Raw genomic sequence first — 19,927 nt, 5'->3', positions numbered from 1 at the left:
TAGGTCTTAAACGAGAACAACGCCAGATGTTTACTACACAAAAATAATTGGCGATTTGTCTGACGTATTTGAGCCGCATACATGCCAAGAATCCGAGCCTCGCAATAGCGTCAGTGAAGAGGCAACCGAACCACACGAACAATCAAGGTCCTTTCCTTCAACCCCATAGGACCCCTCCTACATTTTTTCTTCGGCACGTTTGTTAGCTTTCGGCACTTGTATCTGCCTTCACGCATTCAGATACAAATTCCCTCAGCGACCGTCGAAGGAACAAAGGATGCCTAGCCCCAGCCCTCTCGCACGTTTCAATCTGACCATTGATGGTCTGGAGCACGACCTTCAAGTCCTGGAGTTCACTGGTCAGGAAGCGATCAGCACACCCTATGCCTTTGACCTGGTGCTGGTCAGCGAGAGGCCGAATCTCGATCTTGAAAGCCTGCTGCACAAACAAGCGTTTCTGGCATTCAGCGACGGTCGCAATGGCATCCATGGGCAAATCCATCGCGTTGCGCAAGGCGACGCTGGCAAACGTCTGACGCGTTACAACCTCACGCTTGTTCCTCGGGTGGCTTATTTGGGCCACCGCATCAACCAACGTATTTTTCAACAGCTGACCGTCCCGCAAATCATTGCGCAGGTGCTGGAAGAACACGGCATCCACCGCGATCTTCATCTGTTTCAGTTGGGTGCCATTTATCCGGATCGCGAGTACTGCGTGCAGTACGACGAATCAGATCTGCACTTCGTCCAAAGGCTCTGCCAAGAAGAAGGCATTCATTACCACTTTCGGCACAGTCGCGAAAAACACCTGATGGTATTTGGGGACGACCAAACCGTATTCCCCAGGCTTGACCGGCCAACACCCTACAAACAAAACAGCGGCATGGTTGCCGAGGGACCCGTGATCAAACGATTCGACCTGCGAGTCGAAGCGCGCACCAGTCGCACCACTCGCCGTGACTACGACTTCGAAAAATCCCGAATTCTTCTGGAGTCCAACTACGAACCTGGCACCGATCTCACGCAGCCTGACCTGGAAGATTACGACTACCCCGGCCGCTTCACCCTGCGTGAGCGCGGCAAGTTTTTAACCAAACGGGCACTGGAGCGCCATCGTGCCGACTATCGGCAGGCTGAAGGCAAAAGCGATCAGCAGACCTTGGTATCCGGGCATTTTATGGAGATGTCCGAGCATTCACGCACGCAGTGGAATGCGCTTTGGTTGCTGACAGAAGTGCGCCACGAATGTAAGCAGCCGCAAGTGCTGGAAGAGAGCATCACCAGCGCAGGCTCCGCGCAAGAACATGACTTTGTTCAAGGTTATCGAAATCAATTTGTCGCGACGCCTTGGGACGTTTTCTACCGACCGCCACACCATTACCAAAAGCCGCGAATACTGGGTAGCCAGACCGCCATGGTCACCGGTCCCAAAGGCGAGGAAATCCACTGCGACCCCTTCGGCAGGGTCAAGGCTCAGTTTTTTTGGGACAGAGAAGGTCGTAACGACGACAAAAGCAGTTGCTGGTTGCGGGTGTCGTCCAATTGGGCCGGCAACGCCCATGGCAGCGTCACTATTCCGAGAGTGGGCATGGAGGTGCTGGTCAGCTTCCTGGAAGGCGATCCTGATCAACCGGTGATCAGTGGCTGTCTGGCCAACAGCGCCAACCCGGTGCCCTACGAACTGCCCGCGCACAAAACCCGAAGTGTATTTCGCTCACGCAGTTCACCCGATAGCGGCGGATTCAACGAATTGCACCTGGAAGATCGCGCCGGGCAGGAGTTGATCTACCTGCGTGCCCAACGCGACATGGAGCACAAGGTCGAAAACGACAGTCGACTTGAAGTCGGCAACGAACGCCGGGAAACCATCAAGGGCAACAGCATCACCGTGCTGGAAGCCGAAGAACACCGAACCATCACCGCCGACCGCAAAGTGCAACTCAAGGCCAATGACTATCTGCATGTCGCGAGCAACAGCCAGACCCGAGTCGACCAAACGCTGGTGGTGGAGGCTGGCCAGCAAGTGCACATCAAGGCTGGGGCGCACCTGACGCTGGATGCTGGCGCGAGCATCAGCCTCAAGGCCGGTGGGCAGCACATTGTGATCGGCCATGCGGGCATTTTCAGCAGCAGCGAAATCCAGATCGGGGGTGCCCCGGTGGCGGGTTCCGCTGCCGCATTGTCAATGCCGGGGGCCAATGACGCCTTGGCGATGCCAGCAGAACGGCCGCCCATGATTGCGCCCAGTCAGAACGAGTTGATGGCCGTCAGCAGTGCTATGGGATCGGACTTCTGCCCCATCTGCGAGGCCTGTCGTGCGGGTATTTGCCTGCCCCGGGGAGCCGCCGCATGACTGACTCGCTACCCCGCCAATGGATGAGAGAACAGCAACGTTCAGGTTTTGCCTTGTGCGTCGTTCTGGACTCACAGAACGAGCGCGACCTGCGCCAATCCCTTTTAAAAACCAGCCAATTCGACCAATACCTGAGTGTTTACGGTGAAACGTTGGTGGCTGATCTGGCGGATGCCGGGCCATTCATCTTCACTTTCGATCAGCCTGACGACAGCCGCATCAGTGAACTGCTGAAGAATCCGCAACGCAACTGGGGCTGGTTTGCCAGCCTTCAAAAAGGCGATTTGAGCAGGCTGGTCAAACATTGGCACGAACGCCTGATCATCGGTGCCCGCCCACATCAGGCGCTGTACCGCTTTCACGATAATCGGGTATTGAGCCGCGCCCTCGCGCACCTGCCTGAGGACGCCTGGCCGGCCTACCTCGGGCCAGCGATCAGCGTGTGTTACTGGCAAGGCACACACTGGCAAGGCACGAACAATCCCGCCCCCGGCAGCTACCCAGTGCCAGATCAGCCGCTGTGGCATCAAGTGCCAGCGCCCAACCAACAGACGGATGAAATTCGCCGCAGCAATGCTCATCGCTATCTGCTGGCGGAGCATGTCCAGGCTTACGCCAAACTTGCCGAACACCATGATCCTGATACGTGGCTGCGCAACAGACTGGCGCAGGCGCAAACGTGGGGTTGGCTGGCACCGGAGCAACTGGAGTTTTTGCTGACCCAGAGCCTGCAGGCGCAGGGCTACACGTTGGCGCCGCACTGGCAGGTTCGGGCCGGTGAAACGCCGAGTGAGCATTTCGAGCGGGTGTCGCAAACAACAGCATTTTGGCAAGGAGAAGCCGCCCTATGAAAAGCCTGATTCGCACAGCAAGTCTGGGTTTTGGCCTCGCGTTAACCGCAGGCTGTGCGAGCAGCCACAGTCAGCCGAATACCTTCACCTTCACCGCCGATATGCCGCCCGACTTTGCATACGTTGCAGTGGTTTATTACGTGCCTGCCAAGGGCGAAACCTGCACCGTTGAAAAAAAGGCCAACTTGGCACCCGTGTTCAACGGCGAGTGGCGAACGGAATACAAACCTGATGCTGAAATAACGATTCGCAGAACCCGTAGCGGCTGTCCGTTGGTGATCAATCGCATCGAACTGAAAATCTACGCGACTTACGGTAAGGATCGGGGAGATTTTGGCGCCGACAGCGCCAGGGTGTTCATTCGGAATGAGGTGGAAGATCAGTACAGAAACGTTTTCAACGAAGCGGGTGAAAGTACCTTCTATGGCGAATGCCAACAGCTCTTCCGAACGGTGGGGCCAAAACGACGCATCGTGAAACTCCTCGATTGCAAGACTACCGATGCTCAGGGCGAGCTGCGACGAGGCAAGCCTTCTGCGGCCTATACCCCGGAACAACTGCCGGGTAAGACCGTGAAGATGCACATCAAATTGGCCGACGAGGAAGAGCCTGCCTTCAAAGATACCTGGGTCAAGGTGCCGAACGGCTGGAAGCGTTGTATGGGCAAAAATTTTGAGGATCAAGACGCTTATTGCTTTGGCAATTACAAAGACTTCAGCAGCTTTCAGATGCCAGACGGCCGGCAATGCACCATCTATCCCGGTTGCACGGAATAAGGACATTACTCAATGACTACCTCGTATCCCCTGCTTAAAAGCTCTGTTTTGGGTTGTTGCTTCGTTGGCATTTCAGGCTGCGTGAGCAGTCAGCCGAATACGTTCACTTTCACCGCCGATATGCCGCCCGACTTCACCTATGAGGCCATCGCAGTGTATGTGCCTGCCAAAGGGGAAACCTGCACCGTGCCGGGCGGACGAGGCACTGGAGTTGGTTACAACCTGAAATGGCGTGAAAACTATCAGCCCAACTCCGAAATAGCCCTGCGCAGAACTGTCAGCGGATGCCCGCTGGTGATAAGCCGCATCGAGCTGGAAATCTATGCGACTTACGGTAAAGACCGGGGAGATTTTGGCGCTGACAGCGCCAGAGTGTTCATTCGGAATGAGGTGAAAGATCAGTACAAAAGCGTCTTTAACGAAGCAGGCGAAAGCACCTTCTACGGTGAATGCCAACAGCTCTTCCGAACGGTAGGGCCAAAACGGCGCATCGTGAAACTCCTCGATTGCAAGACTACCGATGCTCAGGGCGAGCTGAAAAGAGGCAAGCCTTCCGCAGCTTATACCCCGGACCAACTGCCGGGTAAGACCGTGAAGATGCACATCAAATTGGCCGACGAGGAGAAACCCGGCTGGGGAGATACGTGGGTGAAGGTTCCGAATGGCTGGAAGCGTTGCATGGGTAGAGGACTTGAGGATCAACGAGGTTATTGCAACGGCAATTACACCGACTTCAGCACTTTCCAGATGCCCGACGGCCGGCAATGCACCATCTATCCCGGTTGCACTGAATAAGGACATTACCCAATGACTAAGTCTTATCCCTTGCTTAAAAGCGCTGCTTTGGGCTGCTGCTTCGTTGGCATCTCAGGCTGTGCGAGCAGTCAGCCCAACACTTTCACCTTCACCGCCGATATGCCGCCCGACTTTGCATACGTTGCAGTGGTTTATTACGTGCCTGCCAAGGGCGAAACCTGCACCGTTGAAAAAAAGGCCAACTTGGCACCCGTGTTCAACGGCGAGTGGCGAACGGAATACAAACCTGATGCTGAAATAACGATTCGCAGAACACGTAGCGGCTGTCCGTTGGTGATCAATCGCATCGAACTGAAAATCTACGCGACTTACGGTAAGGATCGGGGAGATTTTGGCGCCGACAGCGCCAGGGTGTTCATTCGGAATGAGGTGGAAGATCAGTACAGAAACGTTTTCAACGAAGCGGGTGAAAGTACCTTTTACGGTGAATGCCAACAGCTTTTCCGAACGGTGGGGCCAAAACGACGCATCGTGAAACTCCTCGATTGCAAGGCTACCGATGCTCAGGGGGAGCTGAAAAGAGGCAAGCCTTCCGCAGCTTATACCCCGGACCAACTGCCGGGTAAGACCGTGAAGATGCACATCAAATTGGCCGACGAGGAGAAACCCGGCTGGGGAGATACGTGGGTGAAGGTTCCGAATGGCTGGAAGCGTTGCATGGGTAGAGGACTTGAGGATCAACGAGGTTATTGCAACGGCAACTACACCGACTTCAGCACTTTCCAGCTGCCAGACGGCCGGCAATGCACCATTTATCCCGGTTGCACTGAATAAGGACATTACCCAATGACTAAGTCTTATCCCTTGCTTAAAAGCGCTGCTTTGGGCTGCTGCTTCGTTGGCATCTCAGGCTGTGCGAGCAGTCAGCCCAACACTTTCACCTTTACCGCCGATATGCCGCCCGATTTCACGTATCAGGCCATTGCTGTGTATGTGCCCGCCAAAGGCGAAACCTGCACCGTGCCGGGCGGGCGAGATACTGAAGTGGAATACAACATGAAATGGCGGGGAATCTACCAGCCCAGCAATGAAATAGCCCTGCGCAGAACAGTCAGCGGTTGCCCGCTGGTCATCAGCCGCATCGAGCTGAAAATCTACGCAACTTACGGTAAAGCCCGGGGTGATTACGGTGTGGATATCGCCAGCGTGTTTATTCGGAATGAAGTGGAAGATCAATACAAAAGCGTCTTTAACAAAACGGGCGAAAGTACCTTCTCAGGTGAATGCCAACAGTTATTTCGCACGTCGGGTAAGCCCCGAATCCTCAGAAAACTCCTCGACTGCAAAACGATAGGTGCCCAGGGCGAGCTACGACCAGGCAAACCTTCCGCAGCTTATACCCCGGACCAACTGCCGGGTAAGACCGTGAAGATGCACATCAAATTGGCCGACGAGGAGAAACCCGGCTGGGGAGATACGTGGGTGAAGGTTCCGAATGGCTGGAAGCGTTGCATGGGCAGAGGGCTTGAGGATCAACGAGGTTATTGCAACGGCAATTACACCGACTTCAGCACTTTCCAGATGCCAGACGGCCGGCAATGCACCATTTACCCCGGTTGCACGGAATAAGGAGGTTTCGACATGACATCAATGGAAAAAGAGCTGGAATCTCCACTGAGCAGCCGCGTATTGACATGCCCAGCACAGGGTCGGTGGAGCAGCTTTCAATTAGTCGACGAGTTTGGTTCTGGCGAACCGTATGAAGGCTTGGCCTACGTCGTAATCGATTCGGAAGGAAAAACCTACGATGGCAATCTCGATGGCACTGGCACAGGCAAAGTTTCTGAGCACTTCGCAGGGCCGATAGCCCTCACCTTTGATCAGAAGTACCAAGGGGAAGAAGAGCTATATAAGGACTTACAAACAAGACCTCATTACCCCCTGAAAATCACTGAACTCCAAGTACGCGCCGAACAAACCCGTTACTTGAACCACAACTCGACCCGCATCAAAGACAACCCCGCACAAGCCTGCGCCGATGAATTCTTTCAGGTGGAAGTGCGCCATCTGGTCAAGCATGTTTCGCATTTACCACCGCAGGTTTACAGCCACTACCCGCCCGGGTCGGGGCCGGCGAAAATCATGGGCAAGCATGGTGAACGCGGTGTTGCCCTCATGCCGCTCAAACACACGGTGCTGGAAGTACGCCCGATGCGCGCCTTGCGCCCCATGCTGTCAATCGACCCTGGTTTCTGCGCGCTAAATCTCTATCAACTGGCGCTCATGGCCACCCTGAGCTATTGCCCGTTTGGTCAGAAGCCAGAGAAACACCCCGGCGAAATAAAAACCGTGAGCTTCCCCCTGCAACCCAGCGTGGGTAACTGGTTCGGGGATGCACTGGCCAAATTCGAAGAGCTTGGGAAAGTCGATGCGACGCAGACATCAGCGTATTACCCGCTTTTTGAAGATGTGCCTTACTCCAGGCGACTGGAGATCGTGCCGTTCGACTCAGACCTCTATGACGCAAACAAACCTGAACGGAAAGACGAGCAGGAATACCCGGCCAAGATTCATTTCTACGACGACAGGAAATCCGGCTCGGAAGCCACTGATACCCAAGCCTTTATCACCCACCACGACGAGCTGATCCTGATTTCGATACGCGGCACCGATGACACCTTTATCGCGGATGGCCTGCGCGACGCCGATGCGCTCCAAGTGCCGTTCGAAGACACCGACAGCAAGGTACACCGCGGATTCTACGAGGCAGCACTGAAAGCCTATGGCTTTGTCATGGAATACCTAGACAGGTTTTATACCGGTCAAAAACTGCTGATCTGCGGGCACAGCCTCGGAGGCGCAGTCGCATTGCTGCTGTCGGAAATGCTGCGTCGCAGACCAGAAGGCTACAACATCCAGCTCTACACCTACGGCGCCCCCCGCGCCGGTGACGCCCTTTTCACCAAAGGTGCAGAGCCGCTGGAACATCACCGCATGGTCGCCCATAACGACCCGGTGCCCAGTGTGCCCGGCACCTGGATGAACACCAAAACGAGTGTTTACGGAACAGGTGCGGCACTGACCTTCGTCAACGTGCCCGTTGGCCTGTCGGTGTTTGTCGCCGGTATTACCAACTGGACCGGTGAACCCTACGAGCATCACGGCAAGCTGTACCACGCGATGCCGGTGCAGTTTGATCGCAATGAAAAGTCCATGATCCTGTGGGAGCCCGGTTGCGACACCGTTGCCCAGCATGCCGCCTGCTCGGTGGCCATTCAGCAAAAAAACGGCCTCCCGGATCGACCTTCGTTACTGACGCAACTCTTCAATGCCGGCAGCCACTCGATGGTCGGCAGCTACATTCCGGCGTGCTGGGCAACGCTGAAACGTTGGCAGGAAGCGCAATCAGCAAACCGATCCCTCGTATCGGATAGAGAGTTTGAGTGGATGCAAAAAGCGCTGGCGAGCATTACTTTGCAGTTGCGGCAAAAGCGCGACCAGACACGCCCGGACGCTTACGTTCGCCATCATGAAAAAACCATCGAAGCGCTCAATCGCGAGATCGACAAAATACAAATGTCGCTTGATCGCCTCAAAACCTTGCGTCAACAGCGCATCACCGAAAAAAAGGTCTACGGATCACTTTCGGACCAGCCCGAGCCGCTGTCTGAAAGCCTGTCGCGCTGGCTTGCCCATTCGGAAAACAAAGTCGTCGAGCAGTTGGCCATGGCGCCCACCAGCAAAAGTGATGACGGGCTACTGGCGTCGATCTACGGCCATACAGTGGGTGCGCCGCATACGCTGGATATCGATTCATTCATCTAAAAACAGTCCGGCACCCTCGCCATTTGCGTGTCTTGCGGGTAACCCGCGCCCGAAGGCTGCCCGGTTAACCCGCGAGGTTTTCCATGAAAGATTCAAGTTCAATGTCCGAAGCTCAAGCGCTGCCTGATTATCACCAATGCCTCCCCGCCGAACTCCACAGCCATGCGGATGATTTCATTCGCTATTTGCACGAACTGCCCAAGAGATCGCCGGTCGAGTGCCCGCTGTGCGGTCATCCACGCTTCAGACTGGAAACCAGCCAGAAAACACGCCTGCCTTTTTACCGCTGTGTGGCCTGCAACAAAGGCTTTAACTGTCTCTCGAAAACACCGTTTTCGAAAGTCGGGCTAATGCACCTCTGGTCAACCTTTGGTCAATACCTGTTGGCGGGTTGGTCGATGCGAGGTATTGCCGAAGCCATGAATATTGCCCCCAGCACCACTTCGCGGTGGAACAAACACTGCCGCATTGTCATGGCTAAAGACTTTCCAACGTTGTATCAGTGGTGGGCGGCACGCCAGGATCGAATCGATCTGGAGCCACCCGCACCTATTGCGGCTCAGGCCCAAGCGTTTCTGAGTGGGCTGGAGCATTTGCTCACGACTCCTCAAGCAGTCTGTCCAAAGTGCGGTTCACCTGACATGAAGCGTTTCGATGAGCGCCGCCCTGATTTTCGTTGCCCAGGCTGTTACAGCACTGTGAGTTTGCTGCAGGGCACGCTACTGGCCCGATTGGGTTATCCAGAGCATTGGCTGGGTTTTGTTCAAGGCTTGATCAACGGCGAGAGCGTGACTGATTTACAGCGGCGTACAGGCCTTTGCCAGCAGACGTGCAAGCGTTGGCAAGTACGTTTCATGCGGATGTTTGAAGAACAGGGCCACACCGATCTGGCACAGTGGATTACATGGCTGCGCAGCCGTCGGGTTAAAGAAGTGAGTGATTTTGTGCGAGACGGCGGGGAGCTGGAAGCGGTTACAGGTTCTCGTTATTCCGCCAATTCAGGACGGCGATTTGCCGTTCCCCCGAAGAACCCGTGGAAGCGCAAACCCGATAAGTAGGCCGTAGGAGCATTTAACGCCGCGCACTTTTATCGGCGCACCGGGTTGGTCAGGGGGCGATGGCAGAAGTCATGGGACAGACCTCATCAAGCAGATGAGGCCAATCCTGGAGTCGCTATGCGTCCGTCATGTGGGATGGCCCCTACACCCTGGAGCTGCCGCAGGCTGCGATCTTTTGATCTTCTCTCAAGCCAGTTTCTGCGCCAGCACCGCAATGTGCTCCGGGCCGATCCCGCAGCAACCGCCCAAGTGACTGGCGCCGCGCTGCTGCCAATCAATCGCCCATTGCAGATAGCCGGGTGGATCGAGGTCTTCGCGCAACGGATCGAGTCCGTCATTGGCCGTCGCTTCCTTAGGCTGCGGCGGGAAGGCGTTGGCATAGGCGCCGATGTTTATCTTCACGCCCAGACGTTCGAAGGTCGCGCGTGCCGCGTCAATCGCCGCGCCGATCACTTCCGGCTGACTGCAATTGAACAACAGCGTCTCGACGCCCAACTCAGCCGCCGCTGCAGCCGCTTCGGCCACCGGCTCGCCGGAACGCAAACGCGGCACTTCGTCGGTGTCTTCGTCCTTCAAGGTAAACGACAGCCAGAACGGCTTGCCGTCCTGCGGCAGCCCGGCGTGAATGGCGCGCGCCTCGACGATCGAGCTTTGGGTTTCCGCCAGCCAAAGATCAACGTGCGCTGCCAGCCCCTTGACCAACGGGCCCAGCAACTCGGTCACCCGGGACGCCTCGAACAGGTCCGGACGATAGGAGCCAAACAACGGCGGCAACGAACCGGCCACCCGCACCGCTTTGCCCGAAGCCTGCACCGCACGCCGCGCCAGTTCACCGGCCAACGCCGCCAGCGCCTGCCCTTCAGCGGCGAAACGTTCTTCGCCGATGTGGAACGGCACCACCGCGTAACTGTTGCTGGTGATCACATTGGCCCCGCTGGCGATGTAAGCGGCGTGTACCGCTTCCACCGCCTGCGGCGCTTCGCACAACGCCAGCGCTGACCACTCGGGTTGCCGGAATGGCGCACCGGCGCGTTGCAACTCACGGCCCATGCCGCCATCGAGAATAATCGTGCTTGCTGCGCCCATATGCCTTTCACTCATAAGCTTATGAAAATAACTCACTATCAGAGTCGTTCTTATAACTATTTAATACGCACCATTCCGTTAATGACAACTTCTTTTTCAACCAGGGATCGACTGTGAAATTTCAACCGCTACTGGCCCTGGGCCTGACGATTCTGGCCGCCTCCTCCCAAGCCTTCGGCGGCGCCACACTGGATCGCGTCGAGCAGAAAAAAGAACTGGTTGGCGTGCTGATGGAAAGTTATCCACCGTTCTCGTTTCTCAACGAAGACAACCAGCTCGACGGTTTCGACGTTGATGTCGCCAAAGCCGTGGCGGACAAACTGGGGGTTAAGCTGCGTCTGGAAACGCCGTCCTGGGACGTCATCGCCGCTGGCCGCTGGAGCGGGCGCTACGACATCTGCATCTGCTCGATGACCCCGAGCAAGGCCCGCGCCGAAGTGTTCGATTTCCCGGTCGAGTACTACGCCTCCCCTGCGGTGATCGTGGTCAACGCCAAGGATGACCGCATCCACGGCGCCAAGGACCTGAGCGGCATGAAGGTCGGCCTCACCAGCGCCTCCAGCTACGAAAGTTATCTGAACAAGAATCTGGTCATCGAAGGCGCCGAAGACACGCAGTTGCAGTACCCGTTCGAAGACGTGCAGATCGCACCGTACGATACCGACAACGTTGCCTTCCAGGACCTGGGCCTGGGGGCCGGTGTGCGTCTGGACGCGATCCTCACCAACCTCGTCACCGCGCAGCCACGCCTGAACGAAGACAAACGCTTCAAACTGGCCGGTGCGCCGCTGTATTCGGAACCGAATTCGGTGGCCATCGAAAAGGGTGACGCCCAGTGGGATGCCAAAGTGCGCGAGGTGTTTGCGCAGCTCAAGCAGGACGGCACCCTGAGCAAGCTCTCACAAAAATGGATCGGCGCCGACATCAGTCAATGACTTCTTTCCCGACACCTCCACAGCCACCGCAACCGGTGGCTGCATCACGCCTGCAACGGCTCTTCGGTTTTCGTACGCGGTTGTACCTGACCTGGGCGGCGATGTTCTGCCTGTGCGCCGGGTTCTTCCTGAGCTTCGACCTGAAGTTCTCGATCATCCTCGACAAGCTGCCCAACCTGGTCGGCCTGAAGCTGGCACCCAATGGCTTCCTGCAAGGCGCGGCGCTGACGTTGTTTCTGTGCGTGTGCTCGATTGTCGCCTCGTCATTGCTGGGCTTCGTCACCGCGTTGGGGCGCTTGTCGAAAAGTGCCGTGGCGTTTGGCATCGCCAGTTTTTACGCTTCGTTTTTTCGTGGCACGCCGCTGCTGATCCAGATCCTGCTGATCTATCTCGGCTTGCCGCAATTGGGCATCGTACCCGGCGCCATCGTTGCCGGGATCATCGCCCTGTCGCTGAACTATGGCGCTTATCTCAGCGAAATTTTCCGCGCCGGCATCCTCGGCGTCCCCTATGGTCAACGCGAAGCGTCACTGGCGCTGGGCATGCGGGAGTCGGTGATTTTCTGGCGCATCACCCTGCCCCAGGCCATGCGCACGATCATCCCGCCAACCACCAACCAATTCATTTCCATGCTCAAAGACTCGTCGCTGATCTCGGTGATGGGCGTTTGGGAGGTGATGTTTCTGGCGCAGTCGTATGGTCGATCAAGCTATCGCTACATCGAAATGCTCACGACCGCCGCGATCATTTACTGGGTGATGTCGATCGGGCTTGAGCTGATCCAGGCACGCATGGAGCGCCATTACGGCAAGGCTTACGAACGCCGTACCTAAGGTGCTCTGCACTATCACCGACATCATTCTGTAAAACCCCATCGCTATACAGGACGGCCCGCTTATAACAAAAGGCCGTCCGCCCATGCCCTTCTCGCCTCAGCGATTGTCCCTCGCCATCGCCCTGTTGATCGCCACCACGGCCGCTCACGGCAAAACCGTGCAGATCGACAGCGCCACCACGGCTTCGCAAACCCTCGGTGGCAGCGACACGCTGACGATTTCGGCGCCGGGCAGCATCACCAACAGTGGCAAGGCTGTCAGCCTGAAGGACAACACCAGCGGTGTCGGCGTGGTGATCGATAACGCCGGCAACATCATCTCCACTGGCGGCCGGGCCATCGACAGCAGCGGCGACCTGAGCCAGGCACGCAATTACGCCCTCTACAACCGCAGCGGCGGGCAGATCCTCGGTGCCAATGATGCGTTGCGCATCGACAGCAACTTCGTCAGCGGCAGCCTGTTGATCGACAACAGTGGCGTCATTCGCTCCACCACCGGTCAAGGGCTGGACCTGGATGCGCTGCGCCGCGACGGGGTGAAAACCACGATCATCAACCGTGCGGGCGGGCTGATTCGCGGCGAGGCCAGCGACGGCATGAAGACCGGCGCCAATGCGACGATTACCAACTACGGCGAGATCTCGACGGGCGATTCGCACAACGCCGACCAAAAATTCGACGGCATCGATATCGATACCGCCACGGGTGTGTCGATCACCAACGACGGCGTCATTTCCGGCGGCCGCCACGGCATCACCACTGACCTGGGCGCGACACTGGTCAACTACGGACAGATCACCGGGCGCAACGGCTCGGGCTTCGGCTCCGACGGCGATGGTACGGTGATCAACCACGGCACCATTACCGGCGCGTACGCCGGGCTGCAAGCCAACGGTGATGGCGACGGCGTGGACATCGACAAGATCGCCCACATCGAAAACTACGGCACCATTCAAGGCGTTGGCGCGGGCGGTGTCGACAAGGGCGGGTTCGCCAACGGCAGTGAAGGCATCGCCCTGGGCGGCGGCTACATTTTCAACGCCAGCGGCGCCCTGATCAGCGGCGCTAACAGCGCGATCCTGGTAGACGACGGTAGCGACGGCTCGGGGCTGGCGGCAACCACGCTGGAAAACTTCGGCACCGTCCAGGGCCTCGACGGTTTTGGCGTGAAGTTCGTCGGTGAGTTCGCCGACAACGTGGTCAACGGCGGCACCCTCAGCGGCAGCAATGGCCTGGCACTGGATCTGGGCGGTGGCAACGACAGCGTGACCTTGCGCAATGGCAGCCGCTTTATCGGTGTGGTCGATGGCGGCAGCGGTTACGACCGGGTAGTGATGGACGACGTGGCGGGTGGCAGCTTCAGCGACAGTCGCAATTTCGAGTGGCTGGAGGTCAAGCAAGGCGCGTGGACGCTGACCGGTAGCGGCGATTTCAGCGACGGCGGCGCAGTGCGCAACGGCGCGACGCTGATCAACCAGGGCGCTATCGCCGGCAACCTCACCGTGGATGCTGGCGGGGTGTATGCCGGGGGCGGTTCGGTGGGCAGCCTCAACGTCAACGGTACATTGCGCACAGACACGGGCCTGGGCCGCGCGACGATTGTGCGTGACTTGAACATGGGCAGCGCAGCCACCCTCGCCTACGGCGTCAACGCCGACGGCAGCAGCGCGCCAGTACAGGTCGGTGGCACCGCGAATCTCAACGGCGCGACCCTGGCCGTTAATCCCGGCAGCGGCACCTATCCGTGGCAGAGCCATTACACCGTGCTGCAAGCCACGCAGGTCAACGGCACCTTCGGCAAGGTCAGCAGCGATTACGCCTTTCTCACACCCACGCTGGCCTACACGCCAACTCAAGTCGACCTGACATACACCCGTAACGACGTCGCCTTCAAAGATTTCGCCGCCACCGGCAACGGCAGTAGCGCCGCCAACAGTCTGGCCTCAATGGGCAAGCACAACGCGCTATACAACGCCCTGCTCAACACCACCCAAAGCACTGCCGGCGCGGCAATCGAGCAACTGGCCGGGGCCAGCAATGCCAACCTGACCAGCGCCACCCTTGGCGCCAGCAGCCAGGTGGGCAACAGCATGCTCTCGGCGATGCAGCAGATCGGCGGCAGCCCAGGACTGATGGTCGGCCTCGATCAACGCGAAACCCCTGTGCTGGCAGCCAACGGCGTGCCGTCCGAGGCGCGCAACCTGAACGATCCGAACGCTCGCGGCCGCCTCTGGCTGCAAGCCATCGGCGGCTACGGCAAGCTCGACGGCGAACACGGCAGCAGCGGTCTGGAGCAACGCTCAAAGGGCAGCGTGCTCGGTGCCGACTGGTCGCTGAATTCAGCATGGCGATTGGGCGTATTGGGCGGTTATTCGACAACCGATCTGGACGCCACAGGCGTCGATGGCAATGTCGAGAGCTGGCATGCCGGCGTTTATGCCCTGCATCAGAACGGCCCGCTCTCACTGCGCCTCGGCGCGGCATACAGCGGCCATCAAGGCGAAAGCAAACGCACCATCGCTTTCAACGGTTTCAGTGATCGCCCCAAAGGCGACTATGACGCCGACAGCCAGCAAGCCTTCGCCGAACTCGGTTACGCCATGGGCAGCGGCCGCCTCAGCGCCGAACCATTCGCCAGCCTCGGCTACCAGCGCTACCACCGCGACAGCTACCGGGAAAAGGGCGGCGCCGCTGCGCTGCAAGTCGACAGCCAGACCCAGGACAACTTCAGCAGCACCTTCGGCCTGCGCCTGGCGCACCTGAGCAGTCTGGACAACGGCATGAGCCTGACGCCACGCATGGCCGCCGGCTGGAAGCATACGTATGGCGACGTCAGCAGTTCGACGCGCCAGGCCTTCGTGGTCGGCGGCACAGGGTTCAGCGTTGATGGCAGCTCACTGGATCGCGACAGCCTGGTGCTGGAGGCCGGTCTCGATATCGGGATCTCGGCGCGTCATACGCTGGGGGTGGGCTACAGCGGCGAGATCGGCAGCAACAGCCGTAATCATGGGCTGATCGGGCAGTGGCAGATGAGTTTTTGATCGTTGAATAGCCAGTGTGGTCTTGATTAGTCGTAGGAAAAGGAGCCGGTACAGTCGCGTAAAAATACCGGTTCCGGATATAGCGGAAGATTTCGACAAAATGATGCGACAGCGCCTGCAAAACGGCGGGAAGTAGCCGACATCAAAATTTTTGCTGCGTCCCTAGAGTTTGGCCTTCTTTCAAAAAAGGCCTTGCTTGATGCTCATTCAACACACATTCAAACCACAACACTTGGCTTTAGCCATTGCGTTGGCGCTGGGCTGCGCAAAGATTGCAAACGCCCAGCAACTACCTGAAGCCTCTGACGCTGCGTCCACCGCGCAGGTGCCAGAACAGCCCGAAGACACCGTCTATGCAGAATCTCTTGGGAGGATTAAGGACTTTATCAACGATAAAGCGACCGTTCCGATTGCCTTCAATACACCCCAGAGCACTTTTCGAGGAACGGAACTCAACGAGTTGATCGCTCTTCAAGACGACGCAAGCTTCACGGGGCAGTTGGATGGTGGCAAGGGCGACAACATGCTGCTACTGGATATCTCCGAGGGGGGCACGCTGAAAGACACCCGCAATTTCAATGCACTGTTTCTCGTGCGCGGAGACTGGACGCTGAGCACAAAGGGAGACTTCAACCAAGGCGTGCTGGTAACACACAACGGTGCGCTGACCAACCAGGGCACCATCAGCGGTGGGGCGGTTACCGCTGGCAAACTCTTCAACAATGGAAGCATAAAAGGGGATGTCTATGTCGAGAACGGCGGCAGCTTTGCGGGTAAGGGCTCGGTAGGAAACTTGCACGTTAACGGCCTGCTCATGGTCAATGGATTGCATGGTAGCCCTCGAGTGAAAGGCAGTTTGAGCCTATCCCCGAATGCTGAACTGTCTTATGAGGTCGCCCCCGGCAGCAGTGGTCAAACGATCAAGGTAGACGGCACTGCCAAACTTGAAGGCGCCACCTTGAAAGTCGTTGCAGTTGCAGGGGAATACCCGCAAAGCAGCCAGTACAAAATCATCGAAGCCAGCAAGGTTGAAGGTCAGTTCGGCACGATACTGAACGATCTGGCGTTCATGACAGCCACACCTCAATACAACAAAAAATCTGTGGGACTGACCTACGCACGCAACGAGGTATCCCTGCCTAGCGTGGCCACCACCGACAACGGTCGTGCAGTAGCCGAAAGTATTGAAGAGCCATCGATCCCGGATCGACCACCGATATCAGCACCACTGCCGACAACAACGGCCGTACTGGCGACAAGTCCATCTTCCACGTCAGAAGAAGCACCCATTTCAGAAGACGCGGTGGCGGTGCGTGCCGCCCCTGTCGCCACACCGCCAGCCCCTCAAACAGCGGCCCCCCAAAACGCTGCGGTCGTCGCACTGTTGGCTAGCGACAAAAGCACCGCACCGATTGCCATCGAGCAGTTGGCCGCCGGCAGCAACGCCAACCTCGCCAAAGCCACATTGAGCAGCGTCACGCCCGTGAGCGCGAGCATGCTTTCGGCCATGCGCCAACTGGATAGCCGCTCGGGCGCTGCGTCTGGCTCTGGCAGTTCACCCCGGCAGGCGGCCGGCAGTGCAGACTCCGGACGCGTCTGGGTTCAGGCCATCGGCCATGGTGGCAAGGTCGATCGCGATCACGACAGCACCCTGAAACACGCCACCCAGGGTCTGGTCATGGGCGCGGATTGGCGACTCGATGAGCAATGGCATATCGGCCTGCTGGGCGGTAAATCCCAGACGAAACTGGATGCCCGCCAGTACGATGGCGACCTCGACAGCTGGCACCTCGGCGCCTATGCCGTGCGCCAGGACGGGCCACTGGCCCTGCGCCTCGGGGCGACCTACGCCAGCCATGACGGCAGCAGCAAACGTCGAGTGGTGTTCAAGGGCTTCAGCGACCGCCTGAAGGGCAACTACGACGCCAACACCCAGCAGGCCTTTGCCGAACTGGGCTTCAATTTCGGCCATAACAACGTGACACTCGAACCGTTCGCCAGCCTCGGCTATCAGCGTTATCAACGTGACAGCTACAGCGAAAAAGGCGGCGATGCGGCGCTGAAGGTGTTCGGGCAAACCCGCGACAACCTCAGCAGCATCTTCGGCCTGCGTGCAGCGAAAATCAGCCGACTGGACAACGGCATGAGCCTGACGCCGCGATTCGCCGCAGGCTGGAAACATACCTTCGGCGAACTCGACAGCGATGCCCGCCAACAACTGCTCAAGGGTGGGAAACGCTTTGAAGTGGCCGGTGCCGCGCTGGATCGAAACAGTCTGGGCGTCGATGCTGGCCTCGACCTTGGCCTGTCGGCCAACCACACCGTTGGGCTAGGCATCACGGGGGATTTCGGAACTGAAAGCCGTAATCACAGTGTGATGGGCCAGTGGCGAATGGCGTTCTGATGGTCTGAACACTGTCCCTGTGGGAGATTGCTCGCGAAGAGGGAGTGTCAGTCGGCATGATCTGTGACTGATACACCGCATTCGCGAGCAAGCCCGCTCCCACACGGGATTTGCGTGATTCAGTCAAAACCCGGACGAAAAAAAAGGGAGCACATGCCCCCCCGAGGTTTAAAGCGTTGTACCGAGGCTGTTATCTCAGCCTTCGATCTCGATCAGGATTTCACCCGGATTGACCCGGTCGCCCTTGGCCACATGAATCGCCGTGACCTTACCGGCAACAGCGGCCTGGACTTCGGTTTCCATCTTCATGGCTTCGGTAATCAACACCGCTTGGCCGGCCTTGACGGTATCGCCCTCCTTGACCAGCACGTCGACGATGTTGCCCGGCATGGTGGTGCTGACGTGGCCCGGCGCCGAGGCTTGCTTGCGCTTGCTGCTGCCACCGCCGACGAATTCGTTGAGCGGTTCGAACACCACTTCTTCCGGCATGCCGTCGATGGACAGGTAGAAGTGACGCTTGCCTTCAGCCTTGACGCCAACACCGGTGATGTCGACGCGGTAGGTTTCGCCGTGAACGTCGATGACGAACTCGGTCGGCACACCTTCGCCGCCCGACGACGCGACTTTGCCGGCTTCAGGAATCGGCAACAGCACCTCCGGCGTGAGGGTGCCGGCGGCTCGCTCTTCGAGGAACTTGCGACCGATTTCCGGGAACATGGCGAAGGTCAGCACGTCTTCTTCGGACTTGGCCAGTGCGCCGATATCGGCACGCAGCTTGGTCATTTCCGGCTTGAGCAGATCGGCCGGACGTACGTCGATCACTTCTTCGCTGCCGATGGCCTGACGACGCAGTTTCTCGTTGACCACGCCCGGCGCTTTGCCGTAGCCACCCTGCAAATACAGCTTCACTTCGTTGGTGATGGTCTTGTAGCGCTCGCCGGCCAGCACGTTGAAGAACGCCTGAGTGCCGACGATCTGCGAAGTCGGGGTCACCAGCGGTGGGTAGCCGAGGTCCTCACGCACACGCGGGATTTCCGCCAGCACTTCGGCCATGCGGTTCAGGGCGCCCTGCTCTTTCAACTGGTTGGCGAGGTTGGAGATCATCCCGCCCGGCACCTGGTTGACTTGAACGCGAGTGTCGACCGCTGTGAATTCGCTTTCAAACTGGTGGTACTTCTTGCGCACGGCATAGAAGTACAGACCGATCTCTTGCAGCAGTTCAAGGTTCAGACCGGTGTCGTACTCGGTGCCTTTAAGAGCGGCGACCATCGACTCGGTGCCCGGATGGCTGGTGCCCGAGGCGAAGCTGGAGATTGCGGTGTCGATGTGGTCGGCACCGTTTTCGATTGCCTTGAGCTGGCACATGGCAGCCAGACCGGCCGTGTCGTGGGAGTGGATGAACACGGGCAGCGACTGTTCGGCTTTCAACGCCCTGACCAACTCACCCGTGGCGTACGGGGTCAGCAGACCGGCCATGTCCTTGATCGCCACCGAGTCGCAACCCATGGCTTCCATTTGCTTGGCCTGCGCCACAAAGGCGTCGATGGTGTGCACCGGGCTGGTGGTGTAAGCGATGGTGCCCTGGGCATGTTTGCCCGCCGCTTTCACCGCTTCGATGGCCACGCGCAGGTTACGCACGTCGTTCATCGCGTCGAAGATGCGGAACACGTCGATACCGTTCACGGCAGCCTTGGCGACGAAGGCTTTGACCACGTCGTCGCTGTAGTGGCGGTAGCCGAGCAGGTTCTGCCCGCGCAGGAGCATTTGCAGACGCGTGTTAGGCAGCGCGGCGCGCAGTTGGCGCAGGCGCTCCCACGGGTCTTCTTTCAGAAAGCGTACGCAGGCGTCGAAGGTCGCGCCGCCCCAGCATTCCAGCGACCAGTAGCCGACTTTGTCGAGCTTGTCGCAGATCGGCAGCATGTCTTCGGTGCGCATGCGGGTGGCGAGCAGCGATTGGTGGGCGTCGCGCAGGATGGTGTCGGTTACAAAAATCTTTTTGGTCATTGT

At 58.2% G+C, this 19,927-nt stretch carries 14 protein-coding genes; 12 read left to right on the top strand and 2 right to left on the bottom strand.

Annotated elements, in window-relative coordinates; translation table 11 throughout:
- Positions 1–277 precede the first annotated feature (277 nt).
- The 8 genes from AACY11_RS06510 (at position 278) to AACY11_RS06475 (ending at position 9,619) form a co-directional block, all read left to right on the top strand.
- On the top strand, positions 278–2,353 hold the full coding sequence (locus tag AACY11_RS06510) for a type VI secretion system Vgr family protein (protein WP_339494176.1): 2,076 nt from the start codon (positions 278–280) through the stop codon (positions 2,351–2,353).
- Positions 2,350–3,204, top strand: coding sequence for a DUF4123 domain-containing protein (locus AACY11_RS06505; protein ID WP_339431498.1), 855 nt, complete (start codon positions 2,350–2,352; stop codon positions 3,202–3,204). The genes AACY11_RS06510 and AACY11_RS06505 overlap by 4 nt, the downstream gene beginning before the upstream one ends.
- Positions 3,201–3,980 carry a hypothetical protein gene (locus AACY11_RS06500; RefSeq protein ID WP_339494174.1) on the top strand — a complete coding sequence of 260 codons (780 nt, stop codon included), beginning with the start codon at positions 3,201–3,203 and terminating at the stop codon, positions 3,978–3,980. The genes AACY11_RS06505 and AACY11_RS06500 overlap by 4 nt, the downstream gene beginning before the upstream one ends.
- Before the next feature lie 12 nt (positions 3,981–3,992).
- On the top strand, positions 3,993–4,775 hold the full coding sequence (locus AACY11_RS06495) for a hypothetical protein (RefSeq protein ID WP_339465162.1): 783 nt from the start codon (positions 3,993–3,995) through the stop codon (positions 4,773–4,775).
- A gap of 12 nt (positions 4,776–4,787) precedes the next feature.
- Positions 4,788–5,570 carry a hypothetical protein gene (locus tag AACY11_RS06490; RefSeq protein ID WP_339494173.1) on the top strand — a complete coding sequence of 261 codons (783 nt, stop codon included), beginning with the start codon at positions 4,788–4,790 and terminating at the stop codon, positions 5,568–5,570.
- 12 nt (positions 5,571–5,582) lie between these two features.
- Complete coding sequence (locus AACY11_RS06485; RefSeq protein ID WP_339494171.1) at positions 5,583–6,365, top strand: hypothetical protein; 783 nt, start codon at positions 5,583–5,585, stop codon at positions 6,363–6,365.
- A gap of 12 nt (positions 6,366–6,377) precedes the next feature.
- Positions 6,378–8,561, top strand: coding sequence for a lipase family protein (locus AACY11_RS06480; protein ID WP_339494169.1), 2,184 nt, complete (start codon positions 6,378–6,380; stop codon positions 8,559–8,561).
- A 101-nt stretch (positions 8,562–8,662) separates the two neighbouring features.
- Positions 8,663–9,619 (top strand): hypothetical protein, encoded by a 957-nt coding sequence (locus tag AACY11_RS06475; RefSeq protein ID WP_339494167.1) that lies wholly within the window; start codon positions 8,663–8,665, stop codon positions 9,617–9,619.
- A 186-nt stretch (positions 9,620–9,805) separates the two neighbouring features.
- Here AACY11_RS06475 and AACY11_RS06470 read toward each other — a convergent pair whose 3' ends face one another.
- Positions 9,806–10,705, bottom strand: coding sequence for a homocysteine S-methyltransferase family protein (locus tag AACY11_RS06470; RefSeq protein ID WP_339494165.1), 900 nt, complete (start codon positions 10,703–10,705; stop codon positions 9,806–9,808).
- 113 nt (positions 10,706–10,818) lie between these two features.
- Between AACY11_RS06470 and AACY11_RS06465 the strand changes: the two genes are divergently transcribed.
- From AACY11_RS06465 to AACY11_RS06450, 4 genes are all read left to right on the top strand, one after another.
- Positions 10,819–11,640 carry an ABC transporter substrate-binding protein gene (locus tag AACY11_RS06465; RefSeq protein WP_339431492.1) on the top strand — a complete coding sequence of 274 codons (822 nt, stop codon included), beginning with the start codon at positions 10,819–10,821 and terminating at the stop codon, positions 11,638–11,640.
- Positions 11,637–12,473, top strand: a complete 837-nt coding sequence (locus AACY11_RS06460; protein ID WP_339431491.1) for an amino acid ABC transporter permease — start codon at positions 11,637–11,639, stop codon at positions 12,471–12,473. The genes AACY11_RS06465 and AACY11_RS06460 overlap by 4 nt, the downstream gene beginning before the upstream one ends.
- A gap of 85 nt (positions 12,474–12,558) precedes the next feature.
- The gene (locus AACY11_RS06455; protein ID WP_339494164.1) at positions 12,559–15,516 is read left to right on the top strand and encodes an autotransporter outer membrane beta-barrel domain-containing protein; all 2,958 of its coding nucleotides are present in this window, start codon (positions 12,559–12,561) and stop codon (positions 15,514–15,516) included.
- A gap of 199 nt (positions 15,517–15,715) precedes the next feature.
- Positions 15,716–17,920: an autotransporter outer membrane beta-barrel domain-containing protein gene (locus AACY11_RS06450; protein WP_339494162.1), complete on the top strand. Its 2,205-nt coding sequence runs from the start codon at positions 15,716–15,718 to the stop codon at positions 17,918–17,920.
- Positions 17,921–18,115: 195 nt separating this feature from the next.
- On the opposite strand, the gene oadA is transcribed toward AACY11_RS06450, so the two are convergent.
- Positions 18,116–19,924 (bottom strand): sodium-extruding oxaloacetate decarboxylase subunit alpha, encoded by a 1,809-nt coding sequence (gene oadA, locus AACY11_RS06445; protein WP_339431488.1) that lies wholly within the window; start codon positions 19,922–19,924, stop codon positions 18,116–18,118.
- Positions 19,925–19,927: the final 3 nt, after the last annotated feature.

This window comes from Pseudomonas sp. RA_105y_Pfl2_P56 (assembly GCF_963970845.1).
Classification (GTDB): domain Bacteria; phylum Pseudomonadota; class Gammaproteobacteria; order Pseudomonadales; family Pseudomonadaceae; genus Aquipseudomonas; species Aquipseudomonas baetica_A.
This window is presented reverse-complemented; position numbering and strand designations above follow the sequence as displayed.

What these genes read in the sequence shown, in the direction of transcription:
- AACY11_RS06470 (WP_339494165.1), bottom strand. Translation starts at nt 10,705, where the DNA reads ATGGGCGCAGCAAGCACGATTATTCTCGATGGCGGCATGGGCCGTGAG.
- AACY11_RS06460 (WP_339431491.1), top strand. Translation starts at nt 11,637, where the DNA reads ATGACTTCTTTCCCGACACCTCCACAGCCACCGCAACCGGTGGCTGCA.
- AACY11_RS06485 (WP_339494171.1), top strand. Translation starts at nt 5,583, where the DNA reads ATGACTAAGTCTTATCCCTTGCTTAAAAGCGCTGCTTTGGGCTGCTGC.
- AACY11_RS06490 (WP_339494173.1), top strand. Translation starts at nt 4,788, where the DNA reads ATGACTAAGTCTTATCCCTTGCTTAAAAGCGCTGCTTTGGGCTGCTGC.
- AACY11_RS06495 (WP_339465162.1), top strand. Translation starts at nt 3,993, where the DNA reads ATGACTACCTCGTATCCCCTGCTTAAAAGCTCTGTTTTGGGTTGTTGC.
- oadA (WP_339431488.1), bottom strand. Translation starts at nt 19,924, where the DNA reads ATGACCAAAAAGATTTTTGTAACCGACACCATCCTGCGCGACGCCCAC.
- AACY11_RS06505 (WP_339431498.1), top strand. Translation starts at nt 2,350, where the DNA reads ATGACTGACTCGCTACCCCGCCAATGGATGAGAGAACAGCAACGTTCA.
- AACY11_RS06450 (WP_339494162.1), top strand. Translation starts at nt 15,716, where the DNA reads ATGCTCATTCAACACACATTCAAACCACAACACTTGGCTTTAGCCATT.
- AACY11_RS06510 (WP_339494176.1), top strand. Translation starts at nt 278, where the DNA reads ATGCCTAGCCCCAGCCCTCTCGCACGTTTCAATCTGACCATTGATGGT.
- AACY11_RS06480 (WP_339494169.1), top strand. Translation starts at nt 6,378, where the DNA reads ATGACATCAATGGAAAAAGAGCTGGAATCTCCACTGAGCAGCCGCGTA.
- AACY11_RS06455 (WP_339494164.1), top strand. Translation starts at nt 12,559, where the DNA reads ATGCCCTTCTCGCCTCAGCGATTGTCCCTCGCCATCGCCCTGTTGATC.
- AACY11_RS06475 (WP_339494167.1), top strand. Translation starts at nt 8,663, where the DNA reads ATGTCCGAAGCTCAAGCGCTGCCTGATTATCACCAATGCCTCCCCGCC.
- AACY11_RS06500 (WP_339494174.1), top strand. Translation starts at nt 3,201, where the DNA reads ATGAAAAGCCTGATTCGCACAGCAAGTCTGGGTTTTGGCCTCGCGTTA.